Genomic DNA, 20,477 nt, shown 5'->3' with positions numbered 1-20,477 from the left:
ATCCCGCCTTGCCACAACCGGCCCGGCTCCCATCCTACCCGGCTTTTCACCAAGCACCTAGGACCCAGAACCTATCACCCAATTTCCAGAAAAATCCCCGGAACCCGCAACCCGGCACCCGGTACCCAATCTCCAAATGCACGAAGACTTCCTCCCAAAAATCGCTGACGAACTCAGCATCCCCGAATCTCACGTAGCCGCCACCGCCAAGCTCATCGTCGAAGGCGCTACCGTCCCCTTCATCGCTCGCTACCGAAAAGAAGCCACCGGCGGCCTCGACGAAGTTCAAATCGCCAACATCCGCGACCGTCTCGACCAGCTCAAAGCCCTCGAAGATCGCCGCAGCGCCATCCTCAAGTCCCTCGAAGACCAGAAAGTCCTCACCGACTCCCTCAAAGCTAAAGTCATGGCCGCCGAAACCATGGCCCGCCTCGAGGACGTCTACCTTCCCTACAAACCCAAGCGTCGCACCAAGGCGACTATCGCCCGCGAAAAAGGCCTCGAGCCCCTCGCCGACAAGCTTTTCAACAACCAGGAAGACGCCGCCATTGACCCGAATTCCGAAGCAGCCGCCTTCGTCGACGCCGAAAAGGAAGTCGCCGACAGCGATGCCGCCCTCGCCGGAGCCCGCGACATCATCGCCGAGTGGATCAATGACGACGCCGACTCCCGAGCCGAACTCCGCGAGCTCTATACCAAGAAATCCACCCTTACTTCCCGCGTCATGATGGGCAAGGAAGAGGAAGGCGCCAAGTACCGCGACTACTTCGAATGGTCTGAGCCCATCGCCGACGCCCCCTCCCACCGCATCCTCGCCATCCGCAGAGGCGAGCAGGAAATGATGCTCTCCATGTCAGTCCGCCCGGACGAAGAGCTCGCCCTCGCCAAGCTGGAAAGCCGCTTCGTAAAAGGCTCCAGCCCTGCAGCCGAGCAAGTCCGCCTCGCCACCAAAGACGCCTTCAAACGCCTCCTCGCCATCTCCATGGAAACCGCTGCCCGCCTCGACCTCAAAAAACGAGCCGACGCCGAAGCCATAACCGTATTCGCCTCAAACATACGCGAACTCCTCCTCGCTCCAGCTCTCGGCGAAAAACCGATTATCGCCATCGATCCGGGATTCCGCACAGGCTGCAAGACCGTGGTGCTTGACGCCCAAGGCAAACTCCTCTTCGACACGGTCATCTACCCAACTCAGTCCCAGCGCCAGATCGACGAAGCCAGAACCGTCATCGCCGGACTTGCCCAACGCTTTGAGTCCCAAGCCATCGCTATCGGCAACGGCACCGCTTCCCGGGAAACCGAAGCCTTCGTACGCTCCATCGGCCTCCCGAAGAACATAGCCATCGTCATGGTCAACGAATCCGGAGCGTCCATCTACTCAGCCTCCGAAGTCGCACGCGACGAATTCCCCGACAAGGATATCACTGTACGAGGCGCCGTATCCATCGGACGGAGACTCATGGATCCGCTTGCGGAACTCGTTAAGATCGACCCCAAATCAATCGGAGTCGGCCAGTACCAGCACGACGTCGATCAACGCGCCCTCAAAGCCTCTCTCGACGACACCGTTCTCTCCTGCGTCAACGCAGTTGGCGTGGAAGTAAACACCGCGTCCAAGCAACTCCTCTCCTACGTTTCCGGACTCAACTCTCGCCTCGCCGGCAACATCGTCGCCCACCGCGAAGCCAACGGCCCCTTCAAGTCCCGCAAGGAGCTCACAAAAGTTTCCGGCATCGGCCCCAAAGCGTTCGAGCAAGCCGCTGGCTTCCTCCGTATCCGCGGAGCCGAAAACCCGCTGGACGCATCCGCCGTTCACCCCGAGCGCTACCCGCTACTCGAGCAAATGGCGACCGACCTCACCGTCAGCGTCAAGGACCTGATGACCAACTCCGCCGCTCGAAACAAAATTGATATCCAGAAGTACACTACAGACGAAGTCGGTCTCCCGACCCTCCAGGACATCATGCAGGAGCTCGCTAAGCCTGGCCGCGACCCGCGTGCCGAATTCGAGCTCGTTCAATTCAAGGAAGGGGTAAACGAGATCACGGACCTTCAAGAAGGCATGAAGCTCACCGGCGTCGTCACAAACGTAACCGCCTTCGGCGCCTTCATCGACATCGGGGTCCACCAAGACGGACTCGCCCACATCAGCCAGCTCAGCGACAGCTTCGTGAAAGACCCCAACGAAGTCGTCAAAGTCGGCCAAAAGGTGAGCGCGACAGTCACCGAAGTCGACGTCGCCCGCAAACGCATCGGCCTCAGCCTCAAAAGCGTAGTTGAAATCGACCGACGCTCCCCAGCTGAACGCGCAGCCGAACGCGGCAACCGTGGAGGCGGACACCAAAACCGTGGCGGAAATCGCAATCACAAGCCACGCGGCGGCAACCGCAGCGGTGGCGGAAACCGAGGTAAAGGCAACCAGAACTTCGGCTCGCTGGGTGACGCGTTCGGAAACCTGAAGCTATAGCGATTCTCGCTTCAAGCGAGCTTTGAAAAACAAGGACTCTGGCATATCGCCCTTTTCGATGTGCCACCCTTTTCCGCAGGCATGGAAGAGCGGGACATCCTCTAGCTTCATCCATTCGTCAGCAGTGATGTCCTTCGAGAAGACAAGCTCCCAGTCTTCTTCGTCTAGCTCCACATAGAAATCCTCGGATGGCAGAAACAGGTACCGTACGCGCACATCGTTCGGATTCAGCGCCACGTCTTCCACTCTCAAAAACGGGAGCGACTCCCTGCTCTCGAACATCAGCTCCCGTTCGAGCAGCCCGAAGGACTTGGCGATATGCGTCATCGAAAAGCGCAAGCTGTCATTCCATTCGATCCCGGTGATCGAGTTAAAGGCGATCAACACATCCGCCGTATCCACCTTTCCATCGCGATTGAAATCCGAGCGAGATGAGACATCCACATCTTCGCCTGCCTTAGCATCATCGTCAGCCCTCGACACGTCCCCCACTCCCACTCCGTTGAAAAAGCTGACGTCTGCGCTTCCTACAGAATTCCCAAAGTAGAATACGTCGTCACTCCGCAAGCCAGTTCGTTCGTTCGCAAACAAACTGACCCGCAGCCACTCGTTCCGAATCTGCCCATCTTCGAAAATAATGGATATCCGATAGTTCCCGTTTCGCAGCCGACGTACCCCGAAAAAAGCAGGATCCGGAGCTTCTTGAGAGAAGTCAGTTGTTTTGGATACACGTAAATCCAAATCTGAAAGGGTGACGGACTCAGGCTTCTTCAGATTCGAAACATCGATCATCACCCCGTTTATACCTTTAACATAACTAGAATAGTTCGAGAAATTCGCCGAACCACCCGGGCGCAACGCCCTCTTGTCCTTAGCGATCGCCTCGCCATCCAAATCACCCAAACCACTGGTTTTGCCATCCCAGACAGAATTGTTGTAAAACAGATGACGCCCTCTCACCCTCGCCCGCTCCGCAGTCCCTCGAAACTCGAAAACCTCGTTTAGCGAAACATCGATAAACTCCACCGGCTGGTAAACGCTTCCGCCTCCTGCTCCAACCGTATCGAAAAACTCGAAACAGCCACTTCTCAACTCTCTGTAGCTGGATACGAACATCCCGCGATGGCTCAACTCTCGAGCGACAACACCTCCAGCTAGGAGTAAGCAAACAACAACTACAAATCGCCGCATCATCTGCCCTACCCCTCGTTACTAGGAAAGTCCCGACGCTGCACTTCTCGACCATCCAGCATCTCAACTTCAGCTTTCAACGTGCCATTCGCATACCAAGAGCGAGACAAGCCATGAGGCACCCCTGACTTCAGCGTCATCTCAACAACCAACTGGCCACTCTCATCCCATTTACGAAACTGACCATCGAAACTCCCATCTACGATATCCCCTTCAGACTCCTTGCCTCCCATCTCAAACCACTTCGTCCGCACGCCATGTGAAACGCCATCTCGGAAATGCTCCCGAACTTGAAGGTTTCCATTCGCGTAGTAGCCGAGAGAGACACCGTGAGGCTTTCCTTCTCGGAACTCAGTTCGCGACTTGAGTCGCCCTGACTCGTAAAACTCCTCTGCCATACCAGTGAATGGCATTTCCGTATCCAAATAAAAAACACCGTCCCTAAGCTCCAAATCCTCAAAAGGAACCGCCGGCATTCTTCCACCTATCCCGAAACCAAGATAGATCAAAAACGCCAACAAAACGGCTCCGCTTGCGAGCCAAACTATTCTCCCAACCGACACTCGCGATTACTCCACTTTGAGCTTAAAGAACGCCGCCTCTCCTTGAGAGCGAGGAATGGCGACCTCGATGATCTTCACATCGTCCGCGCTATAGTCGCGAGTCAACTCCTCGTCCGACACCTCACTGGTCACTTCAAATAGCTGCTTACCCCATTCCTCCATGTTCGAGCTACCAAGAATCGAATAGCTATGACCATCGATCACGAGAAACTCGATGAAGTAAGCCTCCTCGGTAACCGCCTTAATCTTAAGATCCAAACCTTCCAGCAAATCGTAAGCGTAAGTATGGGCGAGATACTCTTCGTAATTACTCAATCCATCGCGATCCAAGTCACCGCCCGGATCGACATCCTCGAGACCATTGAGCCGGACAGACTTAGCGATCACCGACTCCTCCCAAAGGTCCGGCAAACCATCCCCATCAGAATCAACCCCCAAGGTTAGATCGATGTTCGAAGTTCCCCCAGCTATGCCGAGAGATGGGTTCGCGCCCGACATCTCGATCGGCACGTACGTTTGACTGCCGATCTCCACACGCATCGTGAACGGCACCAGAGGATTCAATGCCGTCGGCTTGTACGCACCCGGAGCGACCCCAGCATCCATCGGAACCTCCATCCGATAACTCGCCTCAAAGTAGAGCGAAGGTGCGAGAGCAGCTACGATTTTAACGCCATTGTTTGTAGTCAGATAAACAATACCCTCGTCTTCGACAGGATAGCCCATGGCGTCTCGCACCATGCCCTTGATCAAATGATGCGGAGCAGGAGGAAAAGAATTCACCGAAGCAGCGATCATCATACCCAGGCCAACAACCAAGCTCCCTTTGCTAAACTTAAAACGTCTTCTCATTTTGATAACCTCTATTTGTTTATCCTACTAGTTGCCTGAGTAAGAATAGGTCTCCAAGTGCAGCTTAATGTCCTTAACCGTTTCGATGAAGCGCTCGAGGCCTTCATCCGGATCGTTTAGGAGAGTGCGCCCTGGAATCACGATCTTCCATTTCGTGTTCCAGACCGAACGTCCAATCAAACGACTATTCGTGAATTCGGAGGCAAACAAGCGACCGTTATCTCCCTGGTAGACCGACTCGTCCGAAACAGGACGGAAAGCCTGATGCTTGCGGACCTGGAAGAGCGGCTCCGTCAACGAATCCTGCGTTTGATAGAACGCTTTCGAGGAATGCTCCGACGCCCCGATATTGAACGGCAACGGAATCGTCACGTCCTCCACGCTCCAAGACCTCAGTTCACTCTGATCGCCAAGCGGCGGAGTCCTCATGACGTCCTTACCTACCGGAATCAAATAGATGTATGGAGTCGCCGCGAGAGCATCCTCGTCAAGGAACGCTAGGTCAGGATCACTCGGAGAGCTACCGTTCTGCGTCGAATTCGTTACGCTTGTCGGATTATCCATCCCTTCGTATCCAGATAGCACCACCCCCGATGAGAAGATCTTCGTCGCAAACGAGGTAGGACTATAGGAGTGGTCACCAGCCGCCAGCTGCCTCCCCATGAAGTTGTAGCCTTCTCCAATATGGGAGGAGAACTCGAGGACGATTCCCGGAACCGGCAGTCCCGATCCATCGTCCAGCTGCATGGCATAACGTCGCAGATCCGGATCAGCCTTGAGGTCAGCCACTCGTCCCGCTTCTAGGATATCCTTCCAAGCGTCATCCCCCTCGATACCCGGCAAGATACGGAAGTTCTCGCTTCGCAACGAGAACAGCGTTCCGTAAACATCCGGATTGTTGTATCCAAGACGACTGCGCAAGACTTCCCAATCCGCGCTCATCTCAGCGAGGATGCTGGACAAGCCGGGATCGCCCTGATCGCTACCGGCAAACTGCGGTTCCCCGCCTTGCACAACTCCCAGAGCGCGAGACTCTACGATTCGTTTCACAAAGTCCTGCCCTTCGTCCGTTCCCAGCAGCCCCGTCTCATAGTCATAGGCCTGAGCCGCAAGATAGGAGTAACGAGCAGCCAGATCAAAGAGACTCTTGTAGCGCTCGAGCTTTTCGTTGCGGAACAAACGGAACGACGCATTTCGCGTGCGATAGCCTTGGATAACCGAAGCGGCTCGTTTGCGGAACACTTCTCGCTCGGCCTGGACCGCCAGCCCTTGAGCAAGCAATGCCTGGTACTTCATCCGCGACGCTTCGAGCTGCTGAATGGAACGGTTAATCGGGAAGACCTGCCCCAACAGGTCCTGCAGAGCCGTATCCACAGCAAACACAGCCTCCGTCTCTGCTTGGAGAATTTCAGCCGGAACGATCTCGTTATAGTGAACCGCGGAAGCAGCTGCCTCCAAACCAGCGACCGTCGCGCGTCCCGCGATTTCCGCAACCCCGCTGATCACCTTCAAGACCGTACTATGCACATAGCTCTGCGTCTCGATCGTGCCTGAAATGCTAGACGTGATGTCACCACCAGAAGCCAAACCAAAGAGCATATTGTCCGGTACAAAGCTCAAAGCAACCTCCGTAGCCCCCTTCTTGTAGTCGAGGAATTCTGCAATACCACGGGTTATTAGCTCCGTCGCCGCTTGGGTTATCTTGATGCCTGTATTGAAATCTCGGATCTTCTCGTTGTAGCCCTTGATATCAGCCATCGTCTGAACCTTCGCTTCGAAGATCTCGAGCTGGCGTTCGAACAGGTAATCGAACGTTCGGTAGTTCTCGATCTCCAAGTAAACCGCATTGCGCTTCATCAGGATGTCGTTGATCGCCAACTGGAGTTTGCCGGCGTACAAACGCGATCCATTCCAAGCCTCAGGCTTCTTCAGCAATCCGGTGGAAGTAAGGTTGAAATCGATCGTCGCAGTTCCGTTATCGATCCGATCTCCCAAACCTGCCGCGACCCACGCGCCCTCTCCACTTGGAGGAACCCTGATGTTCAGTTCGTAATCGATATCCTCGTCCTTCAAAAACGCCCCACCAAACTCCAAGGTCGCGTCCTCGACGTACTGATAGTGGAACAAGTCGGGACCGTCGTAACCGGAATCGTAGGTTTTGCCTGGACCGATATCGTCCGGGTAAGGAGTGCCATAGATCTCGATCAAACGATTCTTAAAGGCCAGCTCTTGCGAATCCACTTTCGCTTGGAAATCGCTCAGGGAATCTTCCTCAGAACGCATCAAGCGCGTTACGTCCTTGGCGTCATCGAAGGCAATCACCGCATTGGACAAGGCGAGCTTCGCCCGATCGAGGACTTGCTCGAAGTGGCTCGTAGAACCTGTACCAAAGCCAACTGGATCCAAATCGAAGGCCATGCTGTTCGGATCAAATCCCAGCGGATTTAAGCCCGCTTCCGCGTTATCCAAGCTTGCTTGAGTCGCATCCGCAATTCGCGTCAACTCCTCCAACTCAGTAACCGTCCGTCTATCCACAACTTGGATACCTTCGTGCGAGGCGTCATCGTCAACATCCGGCAACATGGAGTTTCCAACAACCCAATTCAAATACGTGCCCTGTTGCGTACGGGACGCCCAATGATCGACCCCCCAATAGCGACTCGAAGGAAGCGTACGACGGTCGTTGCTACGAGTGCTCGCGAGGTGCTCCCAACCGTTTTCCTCAACCAGCTGGTAATCTTGCCTCCAAGTCAGTTCCATCACTTGCTGACCGGCTTGGGCGACCTGCACCGCAGCAGCAGCAAACTTCCGCTCGTCCTGATAATCTACGGCAACTGGAACCCCCAGGACATTCACAGCTTCGATACGCGGCACCCAGGAGAAATCCTCGTCCATGAACAACTTGAAGTAACCCTTCAACGCCGTGAGGTAGTGACCGTAAGCATCGCCATGCCCTTGTGGATACATCACCGCCGCGTCTTCCGCATTTACAGTACCATCAAGCTCACCGTTCTGATCTTCCTTGATGTTGTAGTTGAGAGCGTAAATCACCTCGCCGGAATCGATCCCTCGCGTGTAGTTCCAGACGAGTCGGTTGTAGACAGGAGCGATTTCAACCCCAGGTTGCAGGAAGTCGCTTCGACCACGCCACAAAGCCAACTCCTCTTCCAGCAGTGACGACAACTGACCTTCGAAAGCAAACATCGAAGTCGCGATGTCTCCGTAGGTGCTGTTAGCCGTACCGATTCCGATCGTCGGATTCAACGCATCCGCTTTCGCCTCGTTACCGAGCATCATATAGAGATCGCTCAAATAACCTGCCGCGAGAAGCAGGGCGTCATTCGCTGGGCCATAATTAATTCCAGCATCGATACTGAGCATTCGCCCGCGATTGAGCACCGTCTCATAAATCTCGATCAGGCCGTAGTCGTTTATTGTAGACAGGTTCAGAGCGACATCCCCTTCCCAACGAGGGCCAGCCTCAGTCAATATACTGGCATCCGTATCCACATTGTTAGCAAAGAGGTTCGTAACCCTTTGGTTGAACGGATTGATACCAGCGAGCACGCGCTTGATCCAGCCTTCTGCGAGCGCTGGTCGAGTCCACTGCGAATAACCACTCTCGTCATCGTCAGCACGAGCAGATCCATCCTCCAGAAGCTTTGGACGATAGCGCATGATCAGGTAATTATCCGCCAAGGCTCTTACGTCCGCAGTCTCGCCCAATACAGTCCGAACCCCATCCGGGTAGCGCGAAGGATCCAAGGCAATCCAACTCTCCTCGGTTTTGTCCACTCTGTGGTACGCTTCGATACGGAGATTGAAATCCTGTACCGTATCCGCATCGGCACTACTGTAGAGCTCAACTGAGACATCATGAGTCACCTCATCAGCGCCATCCGTCCCGAGAAGCAACACTTCGACTGGGACTGAGTAAACTCTAGATAAAGTCTCAAATCCCGCAGGAGAACCTGTTGTCGGGCTATTCAAAGCGTCCTCGGAAACTTCTGACGCATTTGCTACCACGACTTCGACACCATTCACAAACACGCGAGCGCCAAGATCTGTGGCGATGTCCAAACTCAAGAAGATCGCGGAGAAATCCAGATCCTTGGAACTGGTAAACGTCCGGTGCAAGAAACTAGCCGGCAAACCTTTGCCCGCTAATTCCTCAATTGAAACAGGCACGAATCCGCTCGCGTCTTCTTCGAGCGCCAAAACCGATAGCACCGAATCAGTAGAGTTCGCCGTCCCGCGAACCAAGATGGCATCATCGGTAGCATCACGAATGACAAAGGAGTCATTCACTTCAACCTCGCCGGCGTCCGCAGAAGTAAACTCATGTTCGCCAGTCGTTCCGTTTTCCGTGGTAGAACTGACCGCCAAACTCTCGACCGCAGTCACGCTACCCGCAGATTGCACGCCCAGACGATCCGCGTCGATAGACGAGAACGAAACAGCGGAGTCAAATACCGTTGGAAATCTCAAGTGCGACCAAGTGTCGTCGCCCATGAGCAAGACGCGCTCGTTGAGATTTACCACTGGATCCGCTCCATCCACCGGGGATGCAATCTTCCACTCGAACTCATAGTCGTCGACCGCCCCGGCGAAGTCCGAGATCTGGCGCATGGTCAACATCTCATTCAGAGGATTGGAAGAAAGGACCGGCTTCACCTCGCCTCGGTACAATGCGTCGTCGACACGAAGGATCTGCATCACCACAGGATCTCCGACCGGAGTAAACGCTTCGCCATTTCCAAAGATCATGGTCACGTATCCAGATCCTGGGCCCACCGCACTCAGAGCATAGGAATCCACCGCGATGTCTTCATTATTAATCGACGCCAGTTCCTCTTCGCCCACCACTTTGTTCAACGCGACGTTTGGCTTGTAAGTTCCTGGCTTATCCTCGTCTTCCTCGAACGTCTCTAGAGTCGTCGCCAAAGAATCGATTGCGAGATCCCAAGCATCCTTGTCTTCGTCCGAGTCGACGACGAGCCCCTTGAGCTTCTCCTTGTCCGACTCGCTAAGGATGTTCAGCTGCAGATAGTCTTCGCCTAAAACCTCGTCCACGAACTGGCCCTTGTAAACAAGGTGGCCCTTCTCTCCACGAATCGGATCATAGAAAAAACGACTCCCGAGATGTGGCGGCAACAGGCTGAAATAGGTCTTGCCGAGATAGCCCTCCGTAACTGCCGAACCAGGAATCTTCTCCAAACCGTCTACACTGAGGGCGACACTCTTTTCACGCGTCGGGTCGTGCAAAACGACCGAAGCTTCTTCGGCATTCTCTTCACGAGCGGATTGCTGATAAAGAACCTCCGCGCTGATCTGCCCGCGCACCGCCGGCAATCCTCTCTTAGGATTCGTCAGAGTCTCACCCGTGAAGAGAACTGGCGTCGTATCCGGCCAATAAGGACGGTAGCTGATAGCAAGAGCTTGCTCCGCACTACCAAACGCTGGCCCCGACCAACTTCCGTCCGACTCGCTACTTCTCAGATAAGGAACAATCGTACCAACATCTGGCTGGTTCGCACCGGAGGCAGGGAAGTAGAAGCCGGGTAGCGTCTTATAGTAGAACTGCACGCTAAACGCTTCATCCGGAGCAGGTCCCTGCTTGCTGTGCGGCCCGCGATAGACCCACATGTTGCCCTTCCGGTCTTGGTAGGTGAACTTGCTTCGATAGTCGTTTAGAACCAAGTCATCACTTGCCAGAGGACTCTGGCTAACGTACCAATTATCCAAGGCACCGTCCGCCAAGCTTCCATCAGTCACGATCAATTCCGCGTCATCGAAGAGGACATCCCCAAACTGGTATCGCCTTACCGACCCCAGGCCTGAATTATAAACATCCTCCGAACGGAGCGCTTCGGGAGCCTCAAAAACAAGAATATCTACACCGTTTGACGTTTCCTGAGAAACGAGAGTCATCTCCAGCAACTCACCGCGAACAGGTAGGTACAGGTGGTAAGGATCTCCAATAGCGAGACTCGACAGATGAGAACTGCCAGAGTTCACGCTATAATAAACGTGCGGGTTTTGGTCCGACAAAAAGTGGTAGCCCCAACCACTGGTCTCTGTGTCGGTGACGCTGAGCGACGAGATCGAGACTTCCGCACCTCCAACAATGCCGCGAATCGTATTGGCGTCGTAGGAGTAGCTCTCGACATACAGCTTTTTCGTTTCGCTCAAGTCTGAGCTCTGCAGGTTGTAGGCTGAACCTTCAGCCAAGGCTGGCCTCTCAGCTGAAACGAATTCCCATACTTGGCTTGCCATCGGATCCTGCACGTCAGAACTCTGGATCTGCACCCAATCCGCCTCCTTGGAAACATTGAAGCCTTCGCTCTCGCCCGATTCCAGCAAAGGCAAATCCATCAGGGGCAGAGGCATCGGAGCCTGCAAAATAGTCCCCGCCTCTACAGGGTAAGTGAAGACCTCCCCTTCCGAGAGCTTTTCTCTCAAGACCTTGTAAGGCTTCATGGACAGGCGGCCATCGGTGTCTTCGTACTCAAGAATTACATACGGATCCGAGGAGTATTCGCCACTGTCGTTGGTGACGACATTCAAGTCGTCGCGCAACGCAAACGCTTGGCCGCCTTGCATGAGAGCATGCTCCTCGTTCGGGTTGTAACCCGGGGCGGAGGAATCGTTTTGATAGTAGACCGATCCCTTTGCCAAAAGACTGGAGAGAGGTCCCGTACCATCATTGCTAGCAAGTACAATTTCCGACGGCGAACTTGGCCACTCGACCGTGTAGCGACCTAAAGCAGACGGCCAATAGTGAGCGCTAAAGCCATCCGTCTCGTCATCATCGCTACGGCGGAACCAAAGAGCCTCCAGCTTGTTGTCGCCTGGAATCGAATTCACCGGGATGATCGCGCCTCGATTCGCTTCGTCGAAGCCGAACTCAAACGGATCGATATAAGCATTGGGATTGAACGAATCGCCGATATCAAGGTTCAGATAACCGGCCCAATACTCTTCGCCTTCACCAGATCCGAAAGCTGTATTCGGAACAGGAAGACGCTCGCCCACCGGCACCGTCATATCAAAAACGTATGGGATGCTAGACTCGTCCGGCCAAGTGAACTTGCCCGAGGTGGGATCATAGGAATCCAATTGCTGCGCCACACTCGTCCCCAAACTTCCCGCCACAAAACTATCGTCACTATCCAATGGCGACAGAGTCGTATCCAACCAAGAGAACACGCGCTCGAAACGAACTTCGTTTCCGGAGATAAAACGAAGCAAGGTTCGATGCGCCGGGAAATTCTCGTCCAAAATCGTATAGAAACGATTATCCGCCGTTAGCTTCGCACGGACCTGGTCCAGCTGGTCCTGATACTCGATCCGCGGGGCCTCATCGCCATTAAGCAGGACACTGGTCTCCTTGGCTTCCAGTTCACTTCCAACCAGAGGTCGCATGTAGTGGCTAAACGAAGCGATATCGCTGGGCCACTTGAAATCATAACGAACATACTCCTTTGGCCAAAGCACGCCTTGCACCCCTTTTTCGAGCCACCACAAAACGACATCATTCACGTTTTCCGTTTCCCGCCTAGCAAAGAGCACCGCATTGCTGAGATCGCCAGCAGTCGCCAGATCCGACGATTCAAAATGTTGATACAAATAGTTCTCTCCGTCAGGAGTATTCGCCACACGCGGAACAAGCTTTTCACCATCGCTCTCATCATAGACGTCAGGCACAGCTTCTCCGAGATGGACAGACTCGTTAAGCGGAACCACGTCTTTAACGATATCGACAACCTCGAAACCGAGATGCTCCGGTACACCAGAAACCGAATCTGGCGTGCCCAAAAACTCGACGAACAATCGACCTTGCCGATTCAAAGACTTCAGAGCCTTCTCCGTCGCCGAATACCACAAGGTGGAAGTGATAGCCGTTGCCACATTGCTTCCTTCAGAAGAAACACCACTTCCTTCCCCAAGTACCACTCCTTCGGATACAGGCACGTTTCTAGGAACGTCTGAGTTATAAACGATCTGTAGTTTGGATACAGTCGAAGCCGGAATAAGTACAGGGACTCCCACGTTCCCCGCCTCGCTCCAGTAGATCTTTTTCGGCTCCTTGACTGGAGAACCTGAAATCACGTACCTCTTGTTGAGGAGGCGGTAGTAGCGACCACCGTTTTCCACATAGTTATCATCGCCAGAATGATCTCCCGCAGTCGGCTCGATTCGTTGCCAAGTCACGGATACTGGACCAGGCTGGGTGGCAAAAACGGCATTCGCCGAAGCGCTGTAGTGATACCTCTCAGTCGCTCGCAGCACATAGGGAATCGGGTTCCAATAAGTCGTATCCGTTTCGGCAAGCGCGGTCGCTCCGTCGGCTTCGACCAATGGGGGCGGAATAGAATCCCCTCTCGAGACCCCGACATGAGAGTGTTCGTAAAGTCTATAATAAACACCCGCCTCGACATGGTAGTTTTCAGGGCTCGTTTCGTAGTCAGCAGGTTTTCCAATTTCGGCTCGCGACCGTTGCCAAACGATGTCGAAGGTGCCTCCCTCACTAGCCAAAACGCGGTTCCGGCCCTCGTCCCAAGCGTATCCAAGACGATCGCTCTCCCTAAACGGTCTCGCATTCCAATAGTCGGAAGGATTTACGCCCGAAAGCTCGATCCCATCCTCATCCGTATCCGGAAGCGGAAGAACCGCCCCGAACAGGTAGTTCGTAAAACGCCCATACAACGGAGCGCCTACCCTCATGTGCTGAATCTTCAGGGAACCCGTTCCATTCGAAGGTCCCTCCACCGGGTTGCTGCCAGTCAAAGGAGCAACCCCACCAAAGGTATGCAGAGCTGTAAACTGCCCTGGCGTCGAGCTACCGTCACCGGAAAGACCTGCGCCTTCCTGTACGCGATTGAAGATGTTCTGAAGTTGATCTAGCTCGAAGAAGACAACTTGTGCGGATGCAGCGATTGGAACTGCAGCCACGACCAATCCAGCAATCAGTCTCTTTAGACGTCTCATAGGCACATTGGATTTAGGTTTCCGTTCGATTATCCGCTCACCTTAGAGACTACAACTGAGGCTGATCTCCCCCACGGGTTCTCGTCTTATAGGTGCTGTTGTAGTCGTTCACCAAACGAGACGGCACCCACATGATCTGGAGGTAGACATCCGCGTTGTTGATGTGAGTCTTCGCCTTCGCGGTGATATACCAGTCGCCCGAGCCATTCTTTCTCCAATACAACTCCAAGAGATTTCCGCTACCATCTTCAGCAAGGTCGCCGTATCCAAAAGACCATCCAGTCAAAATCGGCCACCACTGCGATACCTCTCTGGAGCTAAACGTATAGCTGAAGTCCGTTCCACTTCCGATATACACTTGCTGGTACTCGAATAGACCTCCGACAATTTCGTTCCCCCTGACACCGTTCGTCGCAATGTCGCTACTCGTAATTGTATTCGAATAAATATGACCGCCAGTCACCGCATTGGGCGCGAGTTCGCTTTGCCCGATCGAATTCGAACCGATATCCGCCGCTCCAAGCGAGTTGTCGACCACATGACTCGAAGTCACCGCATTGTTCCCCAACTCAGACTGCCCTACCGCGTTCGGAGCGATATCCCAATAACCGATACTATCGTTTACTATGTTGGAGGAGTTCACCGAATTTGACCCCATATCCGCCAGGGCAATTGTACCGTTTATAATGTTCTCGCTCGCAACCGAGTTGGGAGCCAACTCAGAAGCGCCCACCGAATCCGCCGCCAAGTCATCCGCAACCAAACTGTTTATCGCCACCTTGTCAGAAGTAATCGCACCATTCTTGATTGCCGCCGTATCGATACCGTCTGAGCTCACCTTAGCCGCCTCATTCGCATACGAGGCTAGAAACGCATAAGCGCTTGGCAAAAGCCTGAGACGCGGAGACAAGGTTTGAGCATTACTGCCGTCCGTATCCGAAACTTGGATCTCGAGAAACCGATCCGAAGCGTCAGATCCGCTAAACGCGGTTGAAAGCTCGTGGTTCTGGCCCGACACTTCACTACCCTCTCCGAGCACGACACTAAAATGCCCCTTATCTACCGTCACAATTTGCTCGTCGGCGAATACGACCGTTCCACCTGTATCCGCATTGTACAGAGAGAAGACCATTTTCTTGTTCACCGGCGCCGCATTGCCTAGCGGCGTGCCGCCATCATCCGTAATGTAGCTCTGAACCGTCATTCGGTTTGGAGGCGTGTCGGACGCGCCCTGCAAAGAGGAAGCGGCAAACGCGAGAGTTAGCAACGCTAGCGTAGTGACAAAGGTTCGGCTGATAGCGGAATATTTCATGGCGATTGAAATAAGGGTGGATTGGATGGCATTCATTTTGGTATCGGTAAATTGGTTACATTATCACTCGCTCACAGTCGTGAGCAGCGTTCCTAGGTCATTAAGTCGAGTCAGCGAAAAACTGCCTTTCACTTCGTAGGACTCGTTATTGGTCCCACTTCCGGCGAGTTCGATCTCCTCCAAGTAGACCCCTCCGATGTCTACTCCTCCTGAGGTGAGAGAGTCAAAATCATCACTCGGAGGATCAAACTCTAGATGAAGCGTGCGAGTGACTCCATACGACTCGATTCCTTGCCCGAGGGAACTGGAGAACGTCGCGTTACGGTTGTCGTGATCAGGGTGATACGAGTGCAGGAACGGATTCGATCGGTGATCGTCGGCACCAAGGGTCACCTCGACCTCAACACTCTCTCCCTGACCGAAGTCCCCACCAGTGAGAAGCCACGGATCGTTACCTTCCGTCCAAGGCAAATGCGAAGCGCTAATTCTTCGGGCAATATCCAGTTGCTCCACATTCAGATTTTCTTCCTTGGTGCTCAGCACTGGTTGGTTGGCATCGTCCAGACCGTAAAAAACACGCTGCAACAGATGAGACGTCCCGTCCTCCGCGACATGCACGATCAACCTCAACTTAAAGGGACGCGCCACCGTACCAAATTCGACATTACGATCGATCTCTCGCACTTCCTCGCCAACACGCTCGAAGAATCCAAGGTTGTGCCTCACCTCACTGACAACCGCTTCACCAACCCAAAGGCCAGCCACGTTTCCTTTTGTGGCGGTTACCGGAATATCGTACTGGGCGTAACCAAGAGAATCCGTAAAACGCAGAAGCCCCGCGTAAAAGGAATCCGCTTCCGCAGTCATTCCGCTACGATCCAAGCCAAGAATCACATCCACTTCCGATCCCTCGGCTCCCTTCGGGGCCAAAGTCCAACTGCCATCAGACTCGCTCAACCGGCTGAAAGAGTGAGACAAAGTATCCACACTGAACGCACCCCGTACCAGAACTTCGGGAGCCCCCTCTATAGAAGCTTGCCCAGCGGGAGGCGTTTCTGAAGCCACGGAAGCAAGCGAAACATCCAAATCCTCATCTGTATTGTTCTTAATCCGCACCCGGTAGACGGAGGCATTCTTCCCAAAATCAACGCCTTCGCTCTTCTGAAGCGATATTTCAAACGGAGCATAGTAGCGGTTATAAACGCCATCTGCTCGTATCCAAAAAGCCTTACCTCGCTCCACCTTTTCGGATCTCAAATCAAACACGCGTGCCGGATTATCCGCTATCGGACCACCCACATACTCGTAGAGCTCCGCATTTAGCCTTACATCTGGCACTGGCTCGAGAAAGTCATAGAAGCTCGGCGGATTCGTTCCTACCGTAGAAAACCCCAAAAAGTTCGCTCCATCCGAACTCCAGAAACTACGCGGCGGCACCGGCTTCCCCTTCAGCTCCAATGTGTAGTTCGACCCTCGGCTCTCATCCACGCGAATGAGGTAGGACGCATTGCCAATAATGCTAGAAAGCGTCGCTTCCAAAGGAAAAGCCTTCTTCCACGACAACCACCGCGAGTTCGTATCCAACGGGTCTTGCGGGGAAGTAACAAACTGCAAGGTCGACAGATCCGGCTTCCACAACCACACCTCCGTTACCGGAGTCGAGCCAAGAAGGTCAGCCAAGCTCGTATGCTGCATATCCACATGCACGTTTACCGCGTTCCAACCAGGACTCAGCACGAAAGACTGGGTTTGCCACTGGGCTCTGCCAAGAGCTGTCAACAGACACATCGCCAACAGGGCGGCGGCGACTCTAAAATTCTTTTTGAGGAGAGGTTCCATATTAATCTTCTTAGCTATGGAGTTCTAAACAGATAAACCGTAGGGCTAGCATCAATACGCTGCAAAGACGCGATCCGACCTGAGTCTTCACGCCCGCCAAAAACAAGAGCTTCCCCGCCAATCCACACAACTGAGGATGCAGCCCTCTCGACCGGATTCCCTCCGGAAACAGGCCTCCATGCATCAGCTTCCAAATTGTACGCGTAAGAATTCGAAATCGTACCTGAAGCGGAATCTCCGCCAAAGACCACCAACTCTCCCCCAGACCAAAATGCCCCCATGTCATAGCGCGCATTGGGAGCGCCTGTATCCGAAATCTGAGTCCAGGAGTCAGTCCCTAATTCATAGACATAGCCATCTCCAAGCGAACTCCCCAAACGCTGACCACCCCACACGACGACATCCTTGCCCGTCCACACGAGGGCATGGTCCGTTCGCCCGTCGGGCGCGCCCACTCCGCTCAGCATTCTCCAAGACGTGGGGGAGGAACCGCTAAACAGCAGTTCAGCTCCATCAGCCAATGCTCCCGAAGCGCCTTCTCCACCGAACAAAATCAAACTCTCACCCGTCCATACCCCCTTCGTATCCTTCCGCGCAGCTGGCGCTCCCGATACGTTCAAAGGCGACCATTTATCACCAATCGGATCGTACAAGGCTCCGTCGGCGATCAAACCAGAACCGTTCACACCTCCCCATACTAAGAGAAACTCACCCGTCCATGCAGAAACATGACCCGTGCGCGGACTGGGAGCATCAACGCCGCTCATTGGAGTCCACAACTGAGTAGTCGGATCAAATCGTTTCCCGTCGCTTAAGTAACCCGTCCCATTAACGCCGCCCCAAACAAGCATTTCCTCGCCCGTCCAAATGCCACTGTGCCCCATTCGAGCCGAGGGAGCATCAACCGACGACAAAGCGCTCCAACTATCGGATACAGGATCATAGGAACCGCCCGTTGCCGTAAACAAACCGTTAGCGATCTCCCCTCCCCAAACCAGCAAATGCGTGCCTGACCAAACCGCAGAATGACCATCGCGAGCGGAAGGAGCATCAACAGCAGAACCATCGACCCAGCCCTTCGAATCGACCGTCGAAAACCTCTGATAGCCCGAAGAAAGCAAATCCGCGTCATCAAACGCCAAAGAAGCAACAACTGGCCTGATACGGCTAGACACTCCCAATTGCACCGCAATCGCGTCCACCTGAGCTTGGAGATCTGCAATTTCAGCCTCTAGTTCACTGGTACGCGCAATATCGTCGCTGATCCGAGCAACCGCGATCGTGCCACTGGAAATCCTCGAAGCATCAAACGTAGCCTCAGAGATCTTCGTATCCACCTCTTCGTCACGAGCGATGGCAGGCACGATCCGCTCAGAAGCAATCTCTCCCGACACAATCTGCGATGCGTCGACACTCAGCTCTTCAAGCTTTGCGTCCACTTCAGAATCAGTCGACAAACTCTCTGGCAGCCGAGTAACCGAAATCGTGCCACTTGTGACCCTCGAAGCGTCGAACGTCGCCTCAGAGATTTTAGTATCCACCTCATGATCACGAGCGATAGCGGATACGATCCGATCCGAAGGAAGCTCTCCCGAAACAATCTGCTCTGCGTCAATACTGAGCGCTTCAAGCTTCGCATCCACTTCGGAATCGGTCGACAAACTCGCAGGCAAGCGAGCGCCGGCGATCGTACCGCTCGTAATTTTAGATGCGCTTATATCCGGCACATTCCGAACCGTACCTGCCTCGTTCGCATACTCCGCTGACTTCGCCTTAATCGAAAAGGCCACCGAACTGAGCTCATGATCCGGACCCAACAACTCGTATTCCTCCAAACCGGAACTGAACCAAATCCTTAAATACAGCTTCTCAGATTCAAACGCCCCCGCTCCCAACGAATCCATTCCTTCAATACCAGTATCCCCAAGCCGGACCGCATAAGATCCTCTCACAACTGACAAGCCGACACCCGAGCCAGGCTCTGCTCCATTCGAGCTCGATCCGTCGTTACTCCAAACCGTCGCGCCTTCCTCATCCAACAAGGCAAATTTGAAATACCCCTGCCCTTCGTAGGGCTCGCCCGAAGAAATAATAAACCCTTGGTAGCTCAAAGTAAGAGGAACCGCCGCCAACTGCGCCACTGCAACGACGCAGAATAAAGCAGAGCAACAAGCCAGTCGAACCGTCTGGGCACAAAAAGCGGATACAAGAAAGGGAACGCGAAAGCGTTTTCGCATGAGCACAGGAAGCCATGCTTCACCGGAAGGCGAAGAAAACAGGCGAGGAGGTGGATTAGTTCAGAAGAAGAAGGAAAGGCGAAAAGTCCGCCTTGAGAGAAAGATTAGGCACCTGCGATTAGATAAAATCGTGAAGCGCTGAAGGAGAACTAATCCCCAGCTCTTACGGAACAAGCTAATAATAAAATATTTGCTAATTTGAAGCAGCGCTCATGCGAATACGCCACGCCGCCCTTGAATCTGCTAGCTCGTGCACAATTGCCGTCAATCCACCACATGCAAAAGGTTCATCACCGAATGCAGTGGAAGAGAACCCAACCGTTGGCGTCCCGCCTTTAGGCGGCATCCCTAAGCAACGGAAACCGATAAGCCCGCTGAAGCGGGAACACCGACAGTCTCGACTCAAACAGCAATCCACTGGATTGGGGTGATGAACCACTCCCCCAAGCCCCTCGCGGACATCCCGTTCCTATCGTCTAAAACTGAGCGCTTCCACCGAGTGCATAGAGCCAAGAACCCATGAGCGCTTATTTTATTTGAGCCCAACTACTTAAGAGCGAAATGAAAAATTAAAAAAGATGCTAATTTGAGTAGTTCGCTCTATTGGCAGCTTGCTAAAACTTTGCTAATTTCCAGCCATGTCCTTCGAAACCGCCAGATCCGTAACTCCCGAATCCTTCAATCAGGAGTTCCAGTTCACCAAGCGCCCCTCGGTTCGCTACAAGGTGAAAACCAAGGCGAAAGCGAAGCAGACAGTGAACATTTCAAACGACACGCTGAGCCGAGCCGCCCTACGCCGTTTGCAAAATCCCTACGCTCCCAAGCAGTCCTACAGCGAAAACGGAACGATTTCGGCAGGCACCGCGACAGGCCAATTCCTCAGCGCCTTCGCGTAAAAATTTTGTTATCAATTACGCATTACTAAGTTTACGAACACACAAGGGCAGGCCGGGAGGTCTGCCCTTATTCTTTTGCGAGCCTGCCCCATCTCTTAAAAACTCCTCGCCGCCGCTCGACCGCGTGTC

At 53.8% G+C, this 20,477-nt stretch carries 9 protein-coding genes; 2 read left to right on the top strand and 7 right to left on the bottom strand.

Annotated elements, in window-relative coordinates; translation table 11 throughout:
• The first annotated feature begins 136 nt into the window (after positions 1-136).
• Positions 137-2,467 carry a Tex family protein gene (locus JIN87_RS02450; protein WP_200353925.1) on the top strand — a complete coding sequence of 777 codons (2,331 nt, stop codon included), beginning with the start codon at positions 137-139 and terminating at the stop codon, positions 2,465-2,467.
• On the opposite strand, the gene JIN87_RS02445 is transcribed toward JIN87_RS02450, so the two are convergent.
• From JIN87_RS02445 to JIN87_RS02415, 7 genes are all read right to left on the bottom strand, one after another.
• Positions 2,462-3,661: a hypothetical protein gene (locus tag JIN87_RS02445; protein ID WP_200353924.1), complete on the bottom strand. Its 1,200-nt coding sequence runs from the start codon at positions 3,659-3,661 to the stop codon at positions 2,462-2,464. The genes JIN87_RS02450 and JIN87_RS02445 overlap by 6 nt on opposite strands.
• 5 nt (positions 3,662-3,666) lie before the next feature.
• Positions 3,667-4,134: a toxin-antitoxin system YwqK family antitoxin gene (locus JIN87_RS02440; RefSeq protein WP_200353977.1), complete on the bottom strand. Its 468-nt coding sequence runs from the start codon at positions 4,132-4,134 to the stop codon at positions 3,667-3,669.
• Between the two features lie 93 nt (positions 4,135-4,227).
• On the bottom strand, positions 4,228-5,073 hold the full coding sequence (locus tag JIN87_RS02435; protein ID WP_200353923.1) for a hypothetical protein: 846 nt from the start codon (positions 5,071-5,073) through the stop codon (positions 4,228-4,230).
• A 27-nt stretch (positions 5,074-5,100) separates the two neighbouring features.
• The gene (locus JIN87_RS02430) at positions 5,101-14,064 is read right to left on the bottom strand and encodes a hypothetical protein (protein WP_200353922.1); all 8,964 of its coding nucleotides are present in this window, start codon (positions 14,062-14,064) and stop codon (positions 5,101-5,103) included.
• Positions 14,065-14,113: 49 nt separating this feature from the next.
• Positions 14,114-15,412, bottom strand: coding sequence for a hypothetical protein (locus tag JIN87_RS02425; protein ID WP_200353921.1), 1,299 nt, complete (start codon positions 15,410-15,412; stop codon positions 14,114-14,116).
• 27 nt (positions 15,413-15,439) lie between these two features.
• Positions 15,440-17,215 (bottom strand): hypothetical protein, encoded by a 1,776-nt coding sequence (locus JIN87_RS02420; protein WP_200353920.1) that lies wholly within the window; start codon positions 17,213-17,215, stop codon positions 15,440-15,442.
• Positions 17,216-17,229: 14 nt separating this feature from the next.
• On the bottom strand, positions 17,230-19,452 hold the full coding sequence (locus tag JIN87_RS02415; RefSeq protein ID WP_200353919.1) for a Kelch repeat-containing protein: 2,223 nt from the start codon (positions 19,450-19,452) through the stop codon (positions 17,230-17,232).
• 638 nt (positions 19,453-20,090) lie between these two features.
• Here JIN87_RS02415 and JIN87_RS02410 point away from each other — a divergent pair.
• Positions 20,091-20,348 carry a hypothetical protein gene (locus JIN87_RS02410; RefSeq protein ID WP_200353918.1) on the top strand — a complete coding sequence of 86 codons (258 nt, stop codon included), beginning with the start codon at positions 20,091-20,093 and terminating at the stop codon, positions 20,346-20,348.
• Positions 20,349-20,477: the final 129 nt, after the last annotated feature.

The organism is Pelagicoccus mobilis, assembly GCF_016595505.1.
Lineage (GTDB): Bacteria > Verrucomicrobiota > Verrucomicrobiia > Opitutales > Opitutaceae > Pelagicoccus > Pelagicoccus mobilis.
This window is presented reverse-complemented; position numbering and strand designations above follow the sequence as displayed.

Coding starts and splice junctions, on each gene's coding strand:
- JIN87_RS02450 (WP_200353925.1), top strand. CDS start 137: ATGCACGAAGACTTCCTCCCAAAAATCGCTGACGAACTCAGCATCCCC.
- JIN87_RS02445 (WP_200353924.1), bottom strand. CDS start 3,661: ATGATGCGGCGATTTGTAGTTGTTGTTTGCTTACTCCTAGCTGGAGGT.
- JIN87_RS02440 (WP_200353977.1), bottom strand. CDS start 4,134: ATGCCGGCGGTTCCTTTTGAGGATTTGGAGCTTAGGGACGGTGTTTTT.
- JIN87_RS02435 (WP_200353923.1), bottom strand. CDS start 5,073: ATGAGAAGACGTTTTAAGTTTAGCAAAGGGAGCTTGGTTGTTGGCCTG.
- JIN87_RS02430 (WP_200353922.1), bottom strand. CDS start 14,064: ATGAGACGTCTAAAGAGACTGATTGCTGGATTGGTCGTGGCTGCAGTT.
- JIN87_RS02425 (WP_200353921.1), bottom strand. CDS start 15,412: ATGAATGCCATCCAATCCACCCTTATTTCAATCGCCATGAAATATTCC.
- JIN87_RS02420 (WP_200353920.1), bottom strand. CDS start 17,215: ATGGAACCTCTCCTCAAAAAGAATTTTAGAGTCGCCGCCGCCCTGTTG.
- JIN87_RS02415 (WP_200353919.1), bottom strand. CDS start 19,452: ATGCGAAAACGCTTTCGCGTTCCCTTTCTTGTATCCGCTTTTTGTGCC.
- JIN87_RS02410 (WP_200353918.1), top strand. CDS start 20,091: ATGTCCTTCGAAACCGCCAGATCCGTAACTCCCGAATCCTTCAATCAG.